The sequence below is a fragment of the Rhizobium sp. J15 genome (assembly GCF_002531825.1).
Lineage (GTDB): Bacteria > Pseudomonadota > Alphaproteobacteria > Rhizobiales > Rhizobiaceae > Rhizobium.
In genome coordinates this window covers 315929-334503 of record NZ_NWSX01000001.1, presented here as the reverse complement: position 1 = coordinate 334503, position 18575 = coordinate 315929, and the positions used below count along the sequence as shown (strand labels likewise).

16 protein-coding genes are annotated in these 18575 nt (G+C 62.2%); 4 read left to right on the top strand and 12 right to left on the bottom strand.

Translation table 11 applies throughout. From position 1 onward, the window contains the following. Complete coding sequence (locus CO670_RS01490; protein WP_097588643.1) at positions 1-759, bottom strand: polysaccharide deacetylase family protein; 759 nt, start codon at positions 757-759, stop codon at positions 1-3. Further along, entirely contained in the window at positions 759-1847 is a 1089-nt protein-coding gene (locus CO670_RS01485; protein WP_097588642.1) for a glycosyltransferase family 4 protein, read from the bottom strand. Before CO670_RS01485 ends, CO670_RS01490 begins: the two co-directional genes overlap by 1 nt. Positions 1848-2140: 293 nt before the next feature. Here CO670_RS01485 and CO670_RS01480 point away from each other — a divergent pair, with 293 nt between their 5' ends. Together CO670_RS01480 and CO670_RS01475 are read left to right on the top strand one after the other, a co-directional pair. After that, positions 2141-3853, top strand: coding sequence for an adenylate/guanylate cyclase domain-containing protein (locus CO670_RS01480; RefSeq protein ID WP_097588641.1), 1713 nt, complete (start codon positions 2141-2143; stop codon positions 3851-3853). Beyond that, entirely contained in the window at positions 3853-4731 is an 879-nt protein-coding gene (locus CO670_RS01475) for an FkbM family methyltransferase (protein ID WP_097588640.1), read from the top strand. The genes CO670_RS01480 and CO670_RS01475 overlap by 1 nt, the downstream gene beginning before the upstream one ends. Before the next feature lie 76 nt (positions 4732-4807). Here the strand turns inward: CO670_RS01475 and CO670_RS01470 are convergent, their stop codons facing one another. Next, entirely contained in the window at positions 4808-5929 is a 1122-nt protein-coding gene (locus tag CO670_RS01470; RefSeq protein WP_097588639.1) for a hypothetical protein, read from the bottom strand. Positions 5930-6303: 374 nt separating this feature from the next. Here CO670_RS01470 and CO670_RS01460 point away from each other — a divergent pair, with 374 nt between their 5' ends. Next, entirely contained in the window at positions 6304-8214 is a 1911-nt protein-coding gene (locus tag CO670_RS01460) for an adenylate/guanylate cyclase domain-containing protein (protein WP_097588637.1), read from the top strand. Between the two features lie 204 nt (positions 8215-8418). Here CO670_RS01460 and CO670_RS01455 read toward each other — a convergent pair whose 3' ends face one another. The 8 genes from CO670_RS01455 to CO670_RS01420 all read right to left on the bottom strand — a co-directional run bounded on the left by CO670_RS01455 (position 8419) and on the right by CO670_RS01420 (position 15834). Continuing rightward, complete coding sequence (locus tag CO670_RS01455) at positions 8419-9318, bottom strand: RDD family protein (RefSeq protein WP_097588636.1); 900 nt, start codon at positions 9316-9318, stop codon at positions 8419-8421. Further along, positions 9315-10391 (bottom strand): stage II sporulation protein M, encoded by a 1077-nt coding sequence (locus CO670_RS01450; protein WP_097588635.1) that lies wholly within the window; start codon positions 10389-10391, stop codon positions 9315-9317. The genes CO670_RS01455 and CO670_RS01450 overlap by 4 nt, the downstream gene beginning before the upstream one ends. Then, a complete protein-coding gene (locus CO670_RS01445) occupies positions 10391-11710 on the bottom strand; it encodes a DUF58 domain-containing protein (RefSeq protein WP_097588634.1) in 1320 nt (439 codons plus the stop codon). Before CO670_RS01445 ends, CO670_RS01450 begins: the two co-directional genes overlap by 1 nt. After that, a complete protein-coding gene (locus CO670_RS01440) occupies positions 11711-12667 on the bottom strand; it encodes a MoxR family ATPase (RefSeq protein WP_097588633.1) in 957 nt (318 codons plus the stop codon). After that, positions 12654-13928, bottom strand: coding sequence for a hypothetical protein (locus CO670_RS01435; protein WP_097588632.1), 1275 nt, complete (start codon positions 13926-13928; stop codon positions 12654-12656). Before CO670_RS01435 ends, CO670_RS01440 begins: the two co-directional genes overlap by 14 nt. Then, entirely contained in the window at positions 13921-14673 is a 753-nt protein-coding gene (locus CO670_RS01430; protein ID WP_097588631.1) for a hypothetical protein, read from the bottom strand. The genes CO670_RS01435 and CO670_RS01430 overlap by 8 nt, the downstream gene beginning before the upstream one ends. Before the next feature lie 3 nt (positions 14674-14676). Next, on the bottom strand, positions 14677-15108 hold the full coding sequence (locus CO670_RS01425) for a DUF805 domain-containing protein (protein ID WP_088689980.1): 432 nt from the start codon (positions 15106-15108) through the stop codon (positions 14677-14679). Positions 15109-15354: 246 nt separating this feature from the next. Continuing rightward, positions 15355-15834: a class I SAM-dependent methyltransferase gene (locus CO670_RS01420; protein ID WP_097588630.1), complete on the bottom strand. Its 480-nt coding sequence runs from the start codon at positions 15832-15834 to the stop codon at positions 15355-15357. A 122-nt stretch (positions 15835-15956) separates the two neighbouring features. Between CO670_RS01420 and CO670_RS01415 the strand changes: the two genes are divergently transcribed. Then, entirely contained in the window at positions 15957-17132 is a 1176-nt protein-coding gene (locus tag CO670_RS01415) for a DUF3095 domain-containing protein (protein ID WP_097588629.1), read from the top strand. On the opposite strand, the gene CO670_RS01410 is transcribed toward CO670_RS01415, so the two are convergent. Next, a complete protein-coding gene (locus CO670_RS01410; protein ID WP_097588628.1) occupies positions 17122-18459 on the bottom strand; it encodes a nucleotide sugar dehydrogenase in 1338 nt (445 codons plus the stop codon). The genes CO670_RS01415 and CO670_RS01410 overlap by 11 nt on opposite strands. Positions 18460-18575 lie beyond the last annotated feature (116 nt).

Genomic DNA, 18575 nt, shown 5'->3' with positions numbered 1-18575 from the left:
CTACATCTCGAGCGGCCTTAGAAGTTCGCTTGCCGATGACCACAGGACGGCCGGATGGTGGCCCGTCGTCGCGAACAAGGCCGACAGGAAATTCCACGCCGCAGCATCATGCACCAGATGATGGGCGAGCACGCCGACAGGTTCGTCATTGCCAGAAAATCGGTCGCGAAGCTCCGCCACCAGCTCGGCCACCAGTTCCTCTTCGCTCCGTCCGCCGCGGGTGCCGTGCCAGTCGATGATATCGACATGGGTGTTGAGGAGCGGCATCAGGCTATCCCGCCTCGCCCGGCCATAGACGGAAAGCGCTGCAAATCCGAGCCCCGGCAGCGCCGGGACGAGTGCGGCGTCGATCCGGTTCCACGGCGGCACCAGCATCGCCAGGAAGCGGGCCGGATGCAGCCGCTCCAAGAGATGAAGCCCATCACGCAACTCGCCAAGCACAGTTTCGGCCGGCCGGTCGCCTCCGAGTTCCTGCTTTTTCCGTTCCGGCCCGGCATGATTCGCATGAGACCAACCATGGACCGCAACGGTGACGGCGGTCTCCTCCGCCAGGCGCGTGGCCAGGGCCTCGCCGGTCAGTCCGGGGATGACGGCGAGCGTCAGCGGAACTTGGCTCTCGCCGGTCACGGCCATCAGCGTCTCCAGCGCCTGCGTCGGCGCGACAGCATCGTCGTCCCGCAGCCAGAACCGCGCCACCCGGCCGGCGGCCTGCCAGCGATCAAGCTCGCGGTGCAGCGGGTCCCAAACCCTGTCGGTCATCACATCGCTCCTAATCCCACTTGATCCCGCAAAATCCCGTCCAATAGGCGCGCCGCCATCGCAAGCGAGCGCTCCTCAAGCACGAAACGCCGAGCAGCCTGCCCCATGGCGTCACGCCTTTCCCTGTCGTCGAGCAGGGCCGTCACGGCACCAGCATAGGCGGCGACATCGCCGTCAGGCGTCAGCAGCCCCGTCACACCGTCCTCGACCACGGCCGGCACTCCCGCCGTTTTCTGCGCCACAACGGGCAGCCCAACGGCCTGGGCCTCGAGATAGGCAAGCCCATAGGCCTCGCCGCAGCCGGGCCAGACATAGATGCCGCCCTGCCCGAGCAGCGCAGCGATTTCGGCGGCATTCCGCTCGCCGAGCCATTCGATCCGGCCGGAAAGGCCGGCAAACAGCGCCTGCACCTGCGGCCGCATCGGCCCATCGCCGATGACGGCAAGCGTCCAGGGCCGGTCTTCGACCAGCCGGAGCGCCTTTGCAAGCATCGCGTAGCTATCCAGCTTGTCACCGGCCCGCATCATCGCCACCGTCATCAGCCGGCGCGGATCGGGCTTCGGCGATACCATGTCGAAGAGCGCGGTATCGATGAACGGTTTCAGCTCAGCGAGCTTCGCCCCAGGAAAGGCCGCTTCAAGCCCGGCCCGGTCGCGCTCCGTGAAGCTGATATTGACCGCCGCCTGCATGATCGCCTCCCCGACAGGCTTCTGCCGGGCAGCCCAGCCCGTCCGGTCGCGTTTTGCCGCGTAGGAGGCCTCGGCCGTGACATAGGGAATGGCGAATTCGGCGGAAATTGCAGGCCCGATAGGGTCGGGCGATTTGTAATAGGGATGATAGCAGAACCACAGTTCGGGTCGCGGCTCGGACTTCCATTTCAGCCGCAGCCGCTCGCGTTCGCCATCGATGGCGGGTTCGAGTTCCGCCGCCGCCTCCGGTGTCGCGGCATAGGTGCGGAATTCGGAAACGACCTCGACCTCATGGCCGGCAAGCTCCAGCGCCCGGATCAACAGCCGGGCCATCAGCCGGTCGCCCGACGGCACCGGATGGTTCGGCGATTTCATCGGCGCATAGAAAGCCACCCGCATTCGTACCCCTCACAGAAGACACACTGTTTCCAAATCGCATCGACACCCGTTGGCGGATGATCTCGGACCTTCCCACTCTGCGATCACATGTAATGAAATCAAAGCGATGGAGGTTGAGGCCGTGCGCACGCCAGCATAGTTGCAAACCACAGGCTTGCGGCCGAAAAATTCCGTTATTGCCGCCTTCTCTAAAAGTTGCGCATAAACATATGAAATGTGATCGCGACCGAAGCAATTCCGCCTCGTTCCCAATCTCTATGGCCCCTCAACTGACACGACAAGAATGGGAATGAATGACAACGGTCTCGGCCACAGGGATTTTTTCGGAACGCGCGATCAGAAGGGCAAGGCTCGGTTCCGGCCTCGTCATCTTCATCTTCGTCCTGTTGCATTTGTCGAACCATGCGCTGGGGCTGATTTCGCTTGACGCCGCCGACAAGGCCCGTGGCCTTTTTCTCGCCATATGGCGCAATCCCGTCGGCACGGCGGTATTCTATTCCTCGGTCCTGATCCACATGACCCTGGTGCTGCGCGCCATCTACATGCGCCGCAGCCTCGTCATGCCGAAGGGGGAAACAGCCCAGATCGCACTCGGCCTGCTGATCCCGCTGCTTCTCATCGACCATGTCATCGGCACACGCGTCGCCCACGAACTCTATGGTTACATCGACGACTACGAGACGATCGTCACCATGCAGTGGATCAGGTCGCCGTCGACAGGCATGCGACAGGCTCTCGCCGTGCTTGCGGTATGGATCCATGGCTGCATCGGCATCCATTTCTGGCTCCGCTACCGGCCATGGTATATCGACCTGACGCCGCTGCTGCTGGCGCTGGCAATCCTCGTACCCGTGCTTTCGCTTCTCGGCTTCGTGCAGATGGGCCGTACGCTCGCCGACCCTTCTTATCAGCTGACGATCAATCCCTATGAGCAGAGCGTCAACGCCCATTATGTCTCCGATCCCGAGGTTCGCGGCCAGATCGCCACGGTCCGCGCCGGGCTCTACGGCGCCTTCTCGGCCTCGCTGCTCCTCGTCGTCGCCGCCCGTGCCCGGCGCAGGATGAAGGAGCGGCTCGACCAGGTGGCCGTGCATTATCCGGGTGGCGAGGTTATTCGTGTGCCGCGCGGCTTCACGGTGCTGGAAGCCAGCCGCCTCGGCGGCCTGCCGCATTATTCCGTCTGTGGCGGGAAGGGCCAATGCTCCACCTGCCGGGTGCAGATCCTCGGCGACTACGAAAATCTGCCGCCTCCCGATAAGATGGAGCAGACGACGCTGAAGCGCATCAAGGCCGGCCCGGATGTCCGGCTCGCCTGCCAACTTCGCCCGAATGCCGACATTACGGTGGCGCCGCTTCTCGTGCCGGCGGTCGAACCGACGCTTCCTCCCAACAGCCAGGAAACCAGCCCGGGCCGCGAGCGCGACATCGCTGTGCTTTTCGTCGATATTCGTCATTTCACCACACTGACGGAAACGCGCCTGCCTTTCGATGTCGTCTTCCTGCTCAACCGCTATTTCGCCATTATCGGCAAGGCGGTGGAACAGGCGGGCGGGCGGCTCGACAAGTTCATCGGCGATGGCGCTATGGCGCTCTTCGGCCTCAACACTGCACCGGACGAAGCCTGCCGCCAGGCGCTGAGCGCAGCGGCGGCGATCGTCGCGGGGATCGATAAGCTCGCCGCAGAACTTGCCGACGAACTGACGCTGCCGCTGCGCATCGCCATCGGCATCCACACCGGCCCCGCCGTGGTCGGCACGATGGGCTACGGCCGGGTGCGCAGCATGACGGCGATCGGCGATACCGTGAACGTCGCGAGCCGGCTCGAGACCGCCGCCAAGGAGTTCGAAGCGGCGGTCGTCATCTCCGAGCCGGTGGCAAACCTTTCCGGCGCGGATCTCGCCGGCATCGAAAGCCGTGAAATCAGCGTGCGCGGCCGTGCCTTGCCCTTGAAAGTCTATGTCATTCCGAGAGAGAAAGCGGCAGAACCGCTCGAAGGAAAAGACTAATGCCCGGCAAGCCGTGGCTCACCGCCAAATATTGGAGCCGCCGCCTGCGCAAAGCGCGCAACGCCGCGGCTTCGCGCTTCTTCGACACCCGCTTCGGCCGCCGCCTGCTGATCGAGAATATCGGCCCGCGCGTCGTCTCGATGACGGTCGATGCCGGCGACCATATGATGACCTTCTCGCCCTCGGATTACATCGGCCGCAAGGTGTTCCGGAAGGGCCATTTCGAGCGCGACGCCGTCGACCGGCTGATCGTCATCCTGCGTGAGCGCGGCCTGCTTCGTAAGGAGGCGACGCTGCTCGAGATCGGCGGCAATATCGGGACGCAAACCGTCTATTTCGCGCTGAGCGGCGCCTATGCCCAGATCGTCAGCATCGAACCCGACCCGCGCAATTTCCCGCTGCTCGTCCTCAACATCCGCCAGAACCGACTGGAAGAGAAGGTCCGTCTCGTCAATTGCGCCGCCGGCGAGAGCGAAGGCGAGATCGACTTTTTCTTGAACCTCAACAATCACGGCAAGAGCAGCGCCATCCGCCAGAGCCCGACGGACAAAAAGATCAGCGTGCCGGTAAAGCCGGTGTCCGAGATCCTGTCCGGCCTTTCGATCGATCCGGCCGCGATCGGCCTTGTCTGGATGGACATCGAAGGCTACGAGCCGATGGCCTGCCGGTCGATGCAGCCGCTGCTTGCCCGCCGGGTGCCGCTCTATATGGAATTCACGCCGCTCTTCTATGGTCCCGAGGGCACGAAAGCTTTCATCTCGATGCTGTCCGGCTTCTACGAAGATTGCCTCGTCCTCTTCGAGGATCGCGAAGTGGAAATGAAGGTTCGCGATCTGCCAGGCGAATTCGATCAGTATAACGTGCTGTTTTTGCCGTAAATATTCGCGAATGCTCGCGATATTGCTTTCACGCGACGTTCTCCAGCCACGCTGTTTCGAGGCGACCTACCCGTCCCTAAGCGGCCTCCGGGGAAACCCAATTATAGCTCCCGTTCGCAGCGTTCTGCACCAAAGCGATGGCGACCGGCGGGAAGAGGAAGCTCCAGAGCGCGAGCCAAGCAATCGAAATCAGGCGCCCTTGACCGCTCTCGCGGCCGCGATCGTTGAGGAGATCGCCGAGCGTCATCAGCAGAATCGGTAGACCAAGCGGCACGAGGATCGCGATCAGCATGGCGGTAAGCGGTGTCAGCAGGCGCTGCGAGGGTGCGAAGCCCGCAAGCTCGCCATGGATGCGATAGCACCAGTAGGCAAGGTAGATGAAGGCGGCGATCGCAATGACGAGCACCAGCAGGGCGAAAATCAGCGTGATCTCGAAATAGCCGCTCGCCTGGATATCATCGCCCTGAAAACCGTAGATGAGGCTGAGAAGAATGATCAGCGCCAGCGGCGTGGTCAGGATCGCGGCAACCATGAGCGGCGATCGCTTTTGCGGCGTGAGCGGCCTGTGGCGCTGGCGCGGCATATCATCGAAAGACAGGCGCCGCGCCGGCAGCAGCAGGATGACGGCAATCACCAGGCAGGCGAGGAAACCGAGGATCACAGGCAGCCCGCCTTGATCGCCTTGATAGAGCCAGGAGGTGCCGATGGGCGCCAAGGCCGCGGCCAGGATTGTTGCGGACATCAGCGTCAGCGCGCAGCCGAAGTCGATCTTGCCGGGCCGCCCGCCGACCAGGAATATGGCAATCGCAAGCGGAAACACGGCCCGGACCGTGCCGAATGACAATCCGAACAGAAACAGAAAGACCGGCGAGGCCCAGAGCGACGGCGCTGCCACGACACTGACGGCGACAAGGGCGCAGACGACAAGCGGCACGATCAGCGCCGGCCGGCCCTGGCGGCTGGCAACGACGAAGGCGAGGAAGGCGCCGATGATCCAGCCTGCATTGGAGCCGAGATAGAAGATCGCAATAGTCTGATGGCTGCTCCCGGTCTCCCGCGAGATCAGCGGAAGGACCGTGTTGAGCCCCTCTCCGCCGAGCCCTACAAGCAGCGAGGCAAGAAACAGGGCCCAATAACGATAAGTGTCGAGAAAATCGGCCAGCGTCCAGCCCGCCTTGGGCTGAGAAGTATTTTGCATCAATAAAATGGCTCCATCCAAAATCATCCCTCGCCGCCTCAACGGCGAACCGATGAAATACCGGCTATGGCGCAAATAGAAAGGCTCCGGGAATTTTCGAGAGGCTTGGAGGCTATTCAATCGCGGGCCCTTCGTTCGCGGCCCAACAACCGGCCTGAAGAAGTGGAGGCCTGCGAGGAGATGGAGCCACTGACGGGCAATTTTCGCAGCTACCATCAAGCTATCCGCGACGGCCGGAGTGCTGACATCAACGCCTTGTGCAAGCCTCAAAAAAGCAGTTAGCTGATATCGTTGGGGACGTTTATTTCGCACGGCTGGACGAGCATTGGGACGATAGGTGCGCCGGGACGTGTCCGCATTTCGAGGGGGATCTCGTGCGCTGGTCCAAACCGCTCAGAGTGCATCTCGGCGTCCTGGTCGTCGCGTCGCTGATTTGCACGTCGATGCCGATCATCTGGATGGCATTCCAGCAGGGAAGCACCGCTGCGGTCAACGCCGGCGCCCAGCAGATGCGCGAGATGAGCCTGCGGCTGGTCGAGGGGTACCGCAATACGCTGCGGGGCGGCACCGAGGCGATGTCGCTGGCATCGACCCTGCCGCAGCTGATCTCCCCGCCGTCTCAGGATATCAAGGCAAAACAGGAACTCTTTCTGGAGGTTCTGCGAAACGTTCCCGAGGCGACGAGCGTCTATACCGGCTATCCCGATGGCTCCTATCTGCAGGTCATCAACACCGCGAGGAAGGATGTCCGGCAGGCATTGGCGGCGCCTGATGGCGCGGCCTTCGCGGTCAGAACGATCGCGGAGAGACAAAGCACAGATGTCCTATCGACACTTCGTTTTCTCGACAGCCGGGCAAGACCGATCGGCGAGCGCGACATCGATTATGCATCCTTCGATCCGCGCCAGCGTCCCTGGTACCAATCCGTCGTCCAGGACGGCGTGCCGGTTTCCGTCGGGCCCTATGTAACGGGAACGCTCAATGTTCCCACGCTGACGATCGCGGCGCCGATGAAGGATGACGGCCGGGTGGTCATCGGTATCAACATTCATCTGCAGACGATCGGCCGCCTGCTGAATGCGCAGGCGATTTCTCCTCATGCCCGAGCCTACATCATCGATGGCGGCGGCCATCTCGTTGCTCATTCCGACGCTCGGATCATGAGCAGGATCATCGGATTATGGGCCAGAACATCAGGCGCCTTCGCCGCGACGGCAAACAGTTTCGACAGGAGCCTCGAAGCCGTGGCCAGGCTGAGGAGAGATCCCGCCTTCGCAAGCGGCGGTCTGGCGCGGTTCGATCTCGATGGCGAAAGCCATCTGGTGCAAATCGCCCCCGTCAGTGTCTCCGGCCTGTTTCAGGGAAGTACGGCCGCAATCGTCGTGCCGCTCGAGGACCTGGTGGAGGAGGCCAATCGGCTGCTCGTGCGCAATCTCTTGATTGCCGGCGCCCTGTTGATCGCGGGGGTCGGCGCATCGGTGGTGCTGTCCCGCATGGTCAGCCGCTCTCTCTACCGGCTTGCCGACGAGGCGCGCCGGATCGGCGATCTCGATCTCGGCGAGAAGGCCTTGTCGCATTCCTGGATAACGGAGATCAACACGCTGGCCACCGCGCTCTCGGCGAGCCGCCATGCCATCGGCCAGTTCGCCCTCTACGTTCCGCGTGAAGTGGTGCGGCGCATCGTCAGCCCTGAAGGTCGAGCGGTCGTCAAAGCCAAGCGGCAGGATGTGACGGTGCTCTTCACCGACATCCGGGACTTCACCACCATATCCGAGCAGAATTCGCCCGAAGACGTGGTCGATACGCTGTCGGCCTATTTCGAACTGCTGAACACCATCGCCGAGCGCAATGGCGGGACGGTCGTGCAATATCTCGGCGATTCCATTTTCGTCATGTGGAACGCCCCCGTTCCCGATGCCAGACATGCCGAAAACGGCTGTCGCTGCGCGCTCGCCATGAAAGCGGCCGTCGACAGTCTGAACGAGGAGAACAAAAAGAACAGCCGTCCCGCGCTCATCACACGCTTCGGCCTGCACACCGGTCCAGCCGTCGTCGGCAGTTTCGGCGCGATTTCACGCCAGCAGTACACCGCCATGGGCGATACGATCAATGTCGCCTCCCGCTTGGAAGGATTGAACAAGGAATTCGGTACGTCGATCCTGGTCAGCGCCGCCATCCACGACGCCGTCGGGAACCGTTTCGCGTTTCGGCCGCTCGGCCTCGCGCAGGTGAAGGGGCGGGCTGAGAAGGTGGATATATGGGAGTTGGTTGGGGAGAATGGCTAGCCGTCTACGCGCTGACGAGTCCGCGCCTCCCCTCATCTCTGTGCTTGTCACAGAGATCCAGCCTGCCCAAGTCCTTGGGCAGTAGAAACTCTTTTCTTTTCTGTTACGAGAGGTGAGTCATTCACCGCGCCGACGCGCGGCGGCTGGATTCCTGTGACGGGCATAGGAATGAGGAAGTTTGCTTGGCGGGCAATTCACCCCACCTCAAACAAGCTTCTTCGCCTCTGTCCGAGTATGCTCGTGATACTTGTTCTCGCGCAGCGTCCCGAACAGCTTCAGGCTTTCCAGATGCTCGCGCTGGGCGCGGTAGAACTCTTTGAGGAAAGTGAGTTCCTGGCCGGGCTTCACGGCCTCCTCGTAGCGGATCCTGCGGGTGATGGTTCGGACGATCTGGACGATCTCCTTGGTGTTGGACGTCTTGGTGGCGTCGCGGAGGACATCCTCCAGGGTCTGGAGTTCATATTTGCCGTAGATATCGAGATGTTCCGGCAGGAATTCGAAGGCTGCTTGCGACGACGCAGCGGCAGGGGCGGACAAAGCGAGGTCGGAGAGGAGCACCGAGCGCGGATTGTCGACGACTAGGGTGCCGGCGATGATGTCGCCGAGCCTTTGCCGGCGGCGATTGGTAAAGGGCACGACCACGACCACCAGAAGCCAGAGGCTGGTCAGACCGTTTTCCCAGGCCGACTGGGTGCCGACCGAGGCCAGCAGTCCCATGGGGGCAAAGATCTCCACCTCCTTCATGAGGTTGCGTGCGGTCACCTGATGCGGCGTGAGCCGCCGTCCGTCCATGTTGATGACGCGGATGCCGGTTATTCTTTTGCCGAGCGTGCGTCCGTTCCAGATCAGTTCCGAAAGGACGTAATAAGGGACCCCCACCAGATAGCCCAGCAGCACCGTCAGCATCGCTTCCGCGCTTGCCGGCAGCAGGCCGGTGTACAGGATCAAAAAAGCAATGATGCCGACGATGAGAACGGTGAAGATCATGTCGAGGATTTGCGCGCCGAAACGGGTTCCGAGCGAGGCAATGGCGAAATCGATCGGCACGCCCTCCGGCGGAATGAACTGCTCGACGCGCTTGCCGCCCTTGTCTGTCCGGTTCATCGCGCCACCTCACGCGAAGCCTTGCCCTGGCGGCCTCCAAGCAGCAGCCAGCCGACCCAGAAGAGGCCCATCCCCCAGCCGATGGCAAGGCGCCAGGCCGGATCCTGTATCAGCTGGCGCAGAAACCCTTCGATGAAGGCTGCAACGACGAGCATCAATGCCGCAAGCAGCGCGAGTTTCACGGCATCATGCGCCTGGTGGCGCAAGGCCTCCTTACGCGTTCGCGCGCCGGGCAAGAGGACGGCAAGGCCAAGTCTCGCGCCGCCCGAGCAGGCAATGGCGATGGCAGCAAGCTCGGTCACGCCGTGGATCGAGAGCCAGGCGAAGACGTCATAGCCAAGTCCCTTGCGCGCAAACATCGCGAAAAACGCGCCGAGGATCAGACCATTGTAGAAGGTCAGCATGAAGCTCGGCACCGACACGAAGATGCCGAGCGTGAAGATCAGGATGACGATGGTGGTGTTGTGGGAAAACAGAAAGGCGGAAAATGCGGCGAGCCTGTCGCTGTCATGCCCTTCATCGCCGTAGATCGTGGAACGCAGATAATCGGCCGATGCATCGGGCGTGCGCTGGTCGGCAAGCTCCGGCGGCACGAAAGTATAGAACCAGCTCGGATCGTTTTGGCAGAGCTTATAGCCGGCGAGGGCGCCCAGGATAAGCGCCAGGAACCCGATGAACAGAGGCAGGGCCGAGCGGCGCACCGCTTGCGGAATACCCCGCAGCAGCAGCCGGGCGGCCAGGCCGCCGAGGCTTTCCTGCGGCGCATAGACGACGAGATAGGCCCGGGCGCAGAGGCTTTCCAGATAGGCGATGAGGGCGCGATCGAGAGAAATGTCGCGCGCCACGCTCAGCGAGTTCATCGCCTGCCTGTAGCCGGCCGCGAGGTTGCGAACCTCGTCATAACCGAGCGCGGCCGCGCCGCCCTTCTCGGCGCGCGTCACGAGCTGGTCCAACTGACGCCAGTGCGCCTCGCGCTCCAGCCGGAAACGGGCCGAGCGGAGCGTATCGTTCTGGACGGCGCCGACATTCACCGTCGCGCCCGCATCTATTCTGCCGTCGATACCGATATCCATCATATCATCTCACGGGACTTGATTTCGATGTAGCGCGCAATGAGATCCGACGTCAGCGCCTCCGGCGTGCTGTCGAGGCAGAGTACGCCCATGCGCGCCAGCTTTTCCATTACCGCGCGCCTCTCGTTCAGAACCTGGCGCGCCGCAACCGAGCGGGCGACGGCATCGAGCGTCGTCTCCTCCGGTTCGATGAACTTCGTCAGCATCGGATCACGCAGGGCAACATAGACGACGAAATGATGCCGGGCGAGCACCTGTATGTTCTCGATCATCAGCTCCGCCGTGATGGTGTCGACGAAATCGGAGAATATCACAATAAGCGAACGTCGCTTCAGGCGTCCGGACAGATGGGTCAGCCCCAGCGTGTGGTTGGTTTCCTGGGTTTCGTAGCGTAGCTTGGCGCACACCGTCTGCAACCGCGGAAAGGCCGCGCGCCCAGGCAGGGCCGGCACGAAAAGACGGGGGCGGCTATCGAAGCTGTAGAAGCCGACGAGATCTCCGGCAAGGCCCGCGCCCCAGCACATGGCGAGCGCGGCGTTGATGGCGCGATCGAGCTTGGTGAAACCGGCAAGCTGCTCGGCCATCAGCCGCCCGGAATCGACGCATAGAATGATCTGGTGGTTTCGCTCGGCCCTCATTTCGCGCACGACGAGGCTGCGCATGCGCGCCGACCGCTTCCAATCGATGCTGCGCGGGTCCATGCCGCTGGCAAATTCCCGCAGCTGATGGAACTCCGATCCCTCGCCACGCAGGCGCAGATCCTTCTGGCCGGCTTCCAGCGGCAGGATCTGGGTCTTGATCGCTCCTGAAAGCACGGGCGATATGTCAGGCTGGACGGCGATTTCCTTGCCGACCGGCATGCGGGCGATCAATTCGAGCAGCTTCAATCGCGACGGCCATTTCAGCCACAGCTCGTTGACCGGAAACTGTCCCCGCCGCTTCAGATGCAGCTCCAGAGAGGCCTTGAGAGGTTTTTCTCCCGCCTCCGGTGCCGGCTTCAGCCATCTGGTTTCGCCGATGACCAGCTCGGGCGCGAGATCGAGCCGGATCTCGATTTTCTCAGGCAGCGCGCCCTTCTGCGGTCGGATGTCGACAGTGAACGCGGTGATGTGCCCGACGAAGCCTTGCGGCGGCAGATCGACATCGACAATCATCCGGCCGGACAGGTTCGATATGAGCAGATCGGCGACCGTCAGGGCGGCAAGAGCAAGCCACATGAGAAGCAGCGGATAGGTCATGTCGCGCCACCACACGCTGGCGAAGACCGTCACCGCGGCACAAATCAGAACGAGCGCGATCAGATATGGGGATGGCCGCATTTAACGGGGCGCATCCACGCGGTTCTTGATGTTGCGCAGCACCTCGTCCGGCGTGCGGCCATCGATTTCCGCCGAAGGCGAAAGCACGATGCGATGGCGCAATGCCGGGACCAGCAGAGCCTGAACATCATCCGGCAAGCCGTAATCCCGGCCCTCGAACGCCGCGCGCACGCGCACGGCCGAGGCAAGGGCGTCGGCCGCGCGGGTGGATGCGCCGTAGAGAATATCGGGATCCGAGCGCGTGGCGCGCACGAGATCGACGACATAGGTCAGGATCGTCTTGTCGAGGTGGATGGAATCGATCAGTGCTCGCCCGGCGGCGAGCGCCGCGCTCGTGACGAGCGGACGGATGCCGGCATTACGCACATCCGATTTCAGCGCCTGGTCCGCATGTCGGGAAAGGATCGCGATTTCCGTGTCCCGGTCAGGAAAATCGACGATAAGCTTGAAGAGAAAGCGGTCGAGCTGCGCTTCGGGCAGAGGGTACGTGCCCTGCTGCTCGATCGGGTTCTGCGTGGCGAGCACGAAGAAATCCGGCCCGAGCGAATAATCGGTTCCGTCGATCGTGATCATCCGCTCGTTCATCGCCTGCAGAAGAGCGGATTGCGTTTTCGGCGGCGCGCGATTGATCTCGTCGGCCAGAAGAATGTCGGTAAAGACCGGTCCCTTGGTCAGATGGAACTGATTGGTTTGGAAATTGAAGAGATTGACGCCCAGGACATCGCCGGGCATCAGGTCGGGCGTGAACTGGATACGCCGGTATTGCAGCGCCATGGCGGCGGAAACGGAGCGGGCGAGCAAGGTCTTGGCCGTGCCGGGAGGGCCTTCGACGAGGCAGTGCCCGCCGGCAAAGATCGAGATCAGGACGAGATCGATGATCGCATCCTGCCCCTGCACCGCTTTGCCGATTTCACCGCGAACAGCAGCGATAAGATTGCGAAATTCACCTAGATCCAAGGTCCATGCTCCCCAGCGATTTTCTGAATGTCTCGAGATTGCGATGCAGGTTTGCCCGCGTCATCAGATGTCCGCGTTCGATCAGCGCCTGCGCCGACGTATGCAATGCCCGCGCCGCCGCCTGATCGCGGCGCGCCAGGCGCTGAAACAGCCGATCTATGCCCGCCTGATTTCCGGCCCCCGGGCCAAAGAGCAGTTGCGCCTTGTCGGCCAGCAGATGGAGAACGAACTGCTCGGTCATCCGCCCGTCATTGCCGGACAGGCGCAACAGACGCGCCGTGGCTTCGATCGCCGTCGTTTTCGACATTTCGGTGTTTGCGGCCGCCTCCGGAAAGGCCGGCCCGAAGCGATAGGCGCCGCGCCAGAAGCAGATCGCCGCCACGGCGAGCAGCGTTCCCCAGATCAGCGATAGGGGATAAGCGAAAAATCGCTTGAGATCGGAGGCGGAGCGCTCATAGGTGCGGCCCTCGTCAATCCGCTCCTCGTCATCCAGGGGCCGGCCGGCCGTATCCAGATAGACCGGCCGTGTCTCGGCCGCTCCGCGCAGCAGCGTGACGAGCGACACGGCGAAGGAGGCATTGTCGGCCAGGGCCAGGCCGTGATTGTTCAAGAGATCCGGATCAGACAGCAGGTAGACGTTGGGCTTGTCCTCGCAACGCGCGAGCAGCGCACCCAGCGGCATGCCGACGATCTCTTCGCAGCCCTCAGGCATGCTCGAGCGCTCGAAGGCCTGGGCGTGATAGAGGGCGATCTTGATCGGCTGGCCCGGTTTCAGGTCCAGCTGCGCCTCTTCGAAACCCGTCTCGCTGCGGGCGAAGCCGAAATCCGAATAACCGATCTTTTCCAGTTCGCGGCCGAGATCGACGAGATCGACCAGTCCCGATTTGCTGGCGACACCATCCGTCGACACGTTGCCGCGCCATTTCGGCAAAATCATCAGCGTCGGCAGATCATATTCATTTGCCTCCCGGACGAGGTTTTCCGGGCCTACATTACCCAGTTCCTCGTCCGTCTGCGGCGCGGCAACTTCGCCCTGGCGTATCGACAGGGGAAGGATGCGCAGCGAGACTTCCGAATGCGCCTGGCTGACATGAGGGTCGGATCGGAGGACTGGTATGCCCTTGGCTTGCAGCCACAATTCCAATCCCTTGTTGCCGAGGGGAGAGCGGTCGTAATCGCTGCCCCTGGACAGCGCAAAGATTGCCAGTGCCGCCAGCGCAAGCAGCAGTCCCAGAAACAGAAGCGGGGTAGAATTACGCATGGGCCAGTCTGCCTGTCGAGAGCAAGCCGCGCGCGGTCGTGAGAAGGACGCCGAAATGGTTGTCCGCAAAGCTGCGGCCGCCATAATGCACGAGTTCTACCGCTGTCAGCAGGTTTTCCAGGCGATCGCGGTCCGGCATGTTTGCCGGCAGGCGGGCGAAAACGGCGCGTTCCGTATCAGAGCGGAAAAGGCGCGTTCCCGTGATATCCGCCGCGTGAAGCAGGCAATGCCTGAGCAGCAGCACAAGCGCCTGCTTTCGATCCGCCATGGCGGCAATGCGTTCCAGGAAATCGCTCGTCCCTTCCGCAGCCTCGGCTGCCGACGTGCGCCAGCTTTCCGGCGCTTCTCCCCGCCGTTTGATCTCGCGCGGGGCCGATGACAGCAGCACGCCGCCATTACCGAAACGCAGCCACAGGACGATGGCCACGATGAGACCAAAAAATACGACGACCACGGCCAAAGGACCGCTGATGACCGGCTCCCGCGGGATCGTCAGCGGCCTGCGCTGTGGTGGTGACGACGTCGTATTCGATGCCGGCTCGGCCTTTTCAGAAGCGTCGCCATAGACGAGTCTGCAGCGCAGGCCATTCTGCAAGCACTGTGAGGCATATTCGGCCCCGGCCGCGCTCCTTTGACGATCGCCGCCCTCGACCTGCTGACTGCTGACCTGCGCTTGCACAGGCGAAAATTGCGCCAAGGCGGCCAGAAATAGCGCCGCCAGCAGGCCGACGTTGCGAATGGTCATGCTCTAGGCAAAGACCTCTGCTCTGACTTCCGGACGCAGCGGATCCCCGCCGAACTTGTTCGGACCCCGCGTGCCCGGAAGTACATCGATCACGAAAATCGCAATAAGCGAAATGAAAATAGCAAAAGGAATGATCCACGCGACGATAAGTCCGAGATACCACCAACCGGAAATGTTGCGATCATGAAAGCGGCGAACCTGAAGGGCTATCTGTGGCAGAATGAATGCGAGTGAAATCAATCCTCCGATTATCGAGAAAGGGTTGGACATTGACGAAGCGCTGTTCGGCGTCAGCAACAAGCTCAAAATCCAAAGTGCGACCCCTATCCCCCAACTGAACAACTGAAACCACCAATATTCCGAGCGAGATGCCCTGCCGGAGAAGGTGACGTATTTCTGCGTTAGAACCGTCCGAACAGCTTCAGTAAACCCCATACCCATGCCCCATTTATGCTTGCTGCAAGCGCGCCGACGACTCACCATCGTCTTGCCACGACAGTCGTGCCGGATAGAAAACAGCTACAATTTAAGCGCAAAAATTGCAATAAGCGGTTATCGAAGCTCAGAATTTAGAGCTGCTTATTAGTTAAGGCGTTTCGTCATTACGCCCTTACGTCCATTCGAGGTTATAGTGCGTCCGGACGGCCAAAACGACCGACGTGGAAACGCCTGGAGTATTGCTCATTTTCTCCGATAGAGGAAATACCGCCCTTCCTTGATCCCTTCAGGCAGCGGCAATGCCACAAGCTCGGCATGCTCAAGCGGCAGGCCGCTGACGGCGATGCCGTTGCGGGCGAGCACGCCGGCCATCAGTTGCGGCAGCCAGGTCAGCGTCACCGCGTCGATTTCGTCATGCCCGGTGCCGATATCGGCATGGGCGAGTGCTGCGCCGATGCCGAGGAAGGCCTGGCCGGATTCGCGGATATTGCCGGTGACCATGTCTTCCGGCGCCGGTGTCGAGGCCGAATAGGAGCGGACTTCCCAGTCGAAGGCGACGATGCGGCGCTCGGGAAATTTCTCGCGCAGGTGGTCGTAGGTGCGGCCGTTGCCGAGGCCGAACTCCAAAACCGGGCCTTCGATGTCTTCTACCAGATCGATAATCGCGTTCAGAATATCGCGTTGAGCCGTCAACCGGCGAATGAAGCTGTCGAGGCGGCTCATCTATTCCGTATCCGTCATGAAAATACTCTGTGGTGCTTACACATGAAACCTTGCCAAGTCGATTGCCGTAAATGGGAATTGGCGTTGCAGTGGCAACATGGGTCTGTGCTAAGCTGAACGACATGACAACTATGACCGACGAAGATTTCTTTGCCGCCATGCCGCTCTTCAGCGCGTTCGAGGGCGTGACCGATGCCGCCAACTACAGGCCGCTTCCGGATGGGTGGGTGCTGGCGCTCGCCGACATCGTCGGTTCGACGCAGGCGATCGCCGGCGGCCGCTACAAGGACGTCAACATGGCGGGCGCCAGCGTCATCTCGGCGGTATTGAATTCCGTCGGCAAGGGCGACTATCCCTTCGTCTTCGGCGGCGACGGCGCGCTGATCGCGCTTCCCGGTTCGCTGGAGAAGACGGCGCGCGATGCGCTCGCCGCCGTGCAGGTCTGGGTCGAGGAGGATCTGGGGCTGACGCTACGCATCGCCATCGTTCCCGTGGCCGATACCCGTACACAGGGTCTCGACGTTCGCGTCGCGCGTTATTCCGCAAGCCCTCATGTCACCTATGCGATGTTCTGGGGCGGCGGCACGAGCTGGGCCGAAAGACAGATGAAGCTCGGCCACTACGGCGTCGAGCGCGCGGCCCCCGGAACGCGGCCCGATCTGACCGGGCTTTCCTGCCGCTGGAGTCCGATCGATGCGCGCAACGGCGAGATCGTCTCGATCATCGCCGTGCCCGGTGAAGGCCGGCCGGGACAGGAGTTCCGCGATCTCGTCAACGGCATCGTCGCCATCACGACCGAGCAGAACCGCGACAGCCATCCGGTGCCGGCGGACGGGCCGGATCTTGCCTTCTCGCTGCACGGCATCAATCGTGAGGCCAAGGCCACCGCGCCGGCCGGCCGGCGGCTGCGGCAGAAGTTCATCATCTTGCTGCAGCTCGCCATCACCGTGGTGTGCTTCCGGCTCGGCATCCCGCTCGGCCGCTTCGACGCCCGCCGCTACAAGCGCGACGTGGCCGGCAATTCCGATTTCCGCAAATTCGACGACGGGCTGAAAATGACCGTCGACGTCGACACCGCACACCTGAAGCGGATCGAGACGCTGCTGGAAGAGGCGCGGGCGAAGGGCATCGCCCGCTACGGCCTGCACCGGCAGTCCTCGGCGCTGATGACCTGCTTCGTGCCGACGCCGATTTCACGCGACCACATGCATTTCATCGACGGTGCGGCCGGCGGCTATGCCGTGGCCGCCAGCCGGATGACCGGCAAGTCGCTTTCCGCCGTATCGGTCACGCCTTGATGATATGATCGGCCGAGAGGCCGAGCCGGTTGAAAACGTTGCGTGTATCGATGATGAGCGAAGCACTTTTCGAAAGCGCCGCATAATCGACCTTATCATGGTCGGTTGCGACCAGCACCGCATCATAGCCGCCTATAACCTCCGGCGTCAGCGCCACCGATCTGCGGCCCTTCAGGGCCTGGTATTCGCGCGTCGGCGGGATCTCGGCGACGAAGGGATCGTGATAATCCGCCCGGCCGCCGCGTTCCTCGATGATCTCGATCAGCCGCAGCGACGGGCTTTCTCTTATATCGGCGACGTTCTTCTTGTAGGCGAGCCCGAGCACCAGCACCTTGCTGCGGCTCAGCGCCTTGCCGGCGCGGATGTCGAGCGCTTCGGCGAGCTTGCCGACGACATAACGCGGCATCGCCGAATTGATCTCGCCGGCGAGCTCGATAAAGCGGGTCGGCAGCTCGTATTCGCGCGATTTCCAGGTGAGGTAGAAGGGATCGATCGGGATGCAGTGGCCGCCGAGGCCGGGGCCGGGATAGAAGGGCATGTAGCCGAAGGGCTTGGTCTTGGCCGCATCGATCACTTCCCAGACATCGATGCCCATGGCCGCATAAACGGTCTTCAGCTCGTTGACGAGGGCGATGTTGACCGAACGGAAGATGTTTTCGGTGAGCTTCACCGCCTCGGCCGTCGCATTCGAGGAGACCGGAACGACGGTCGAGACCGCAGCACCGTAAAAAGCCTTCATCAGCGCCAGCGCCTCTGCACCGTCGCCGGCGACGACCTTCGGGATCGTGGCCGTATGATAGTGTTGATTACCTGGGTCCTCGCGCTCCGGCGAGAAGCCGACGAAGAAGTCGGAGCCGGATTTCAGCCCGGTGCCTTCGAGAATGACCTTGACGATATCGTCGGTCGTGCCGGGATAGGTGGTCGATTCCAGCGCGATGAGCTGACCGGGGCGCAGATGCGCGGCGATCGAGCGCGACGTCGCCTCGACGAAGGAGAGATCGGGATCGCGATGTTTGGTGAGCGGCGTCGGCACGCAGATGATGATGACGTCGCAGGCGGCAAGACCGGCGAAATCGGTGGTCGCCTGGAAGCGGCCCGCATCGATCTCGACGGCAAGCGCCTCGTTGCTGACAGCATCGATATAGGAACGGCGGGCCTCGAGAGCCACCATCTTTCCGGGGTCGATGTCGAAGCCGGTCACCGCAAAGCCGCTGCGCGCCAGGGCAATCGCCAGCGGCAGACCGACATAGCCGAGCCCGATGATGCCGGCGCGCGCCGCGCGGGTTTCGATCTTCTGCAAAAGCGTATCGAAGGTGGAGGTGGCCAAGGCGGGATCTTTCAAATGGGACATTCAGGAAGCTGATCTAATGCATGATCGCGGTGAATTAAACCCGGGGTCCTCCTCTCCCCTGCGGCAACAGCGTCGGTTGCCTCCCAAGACCC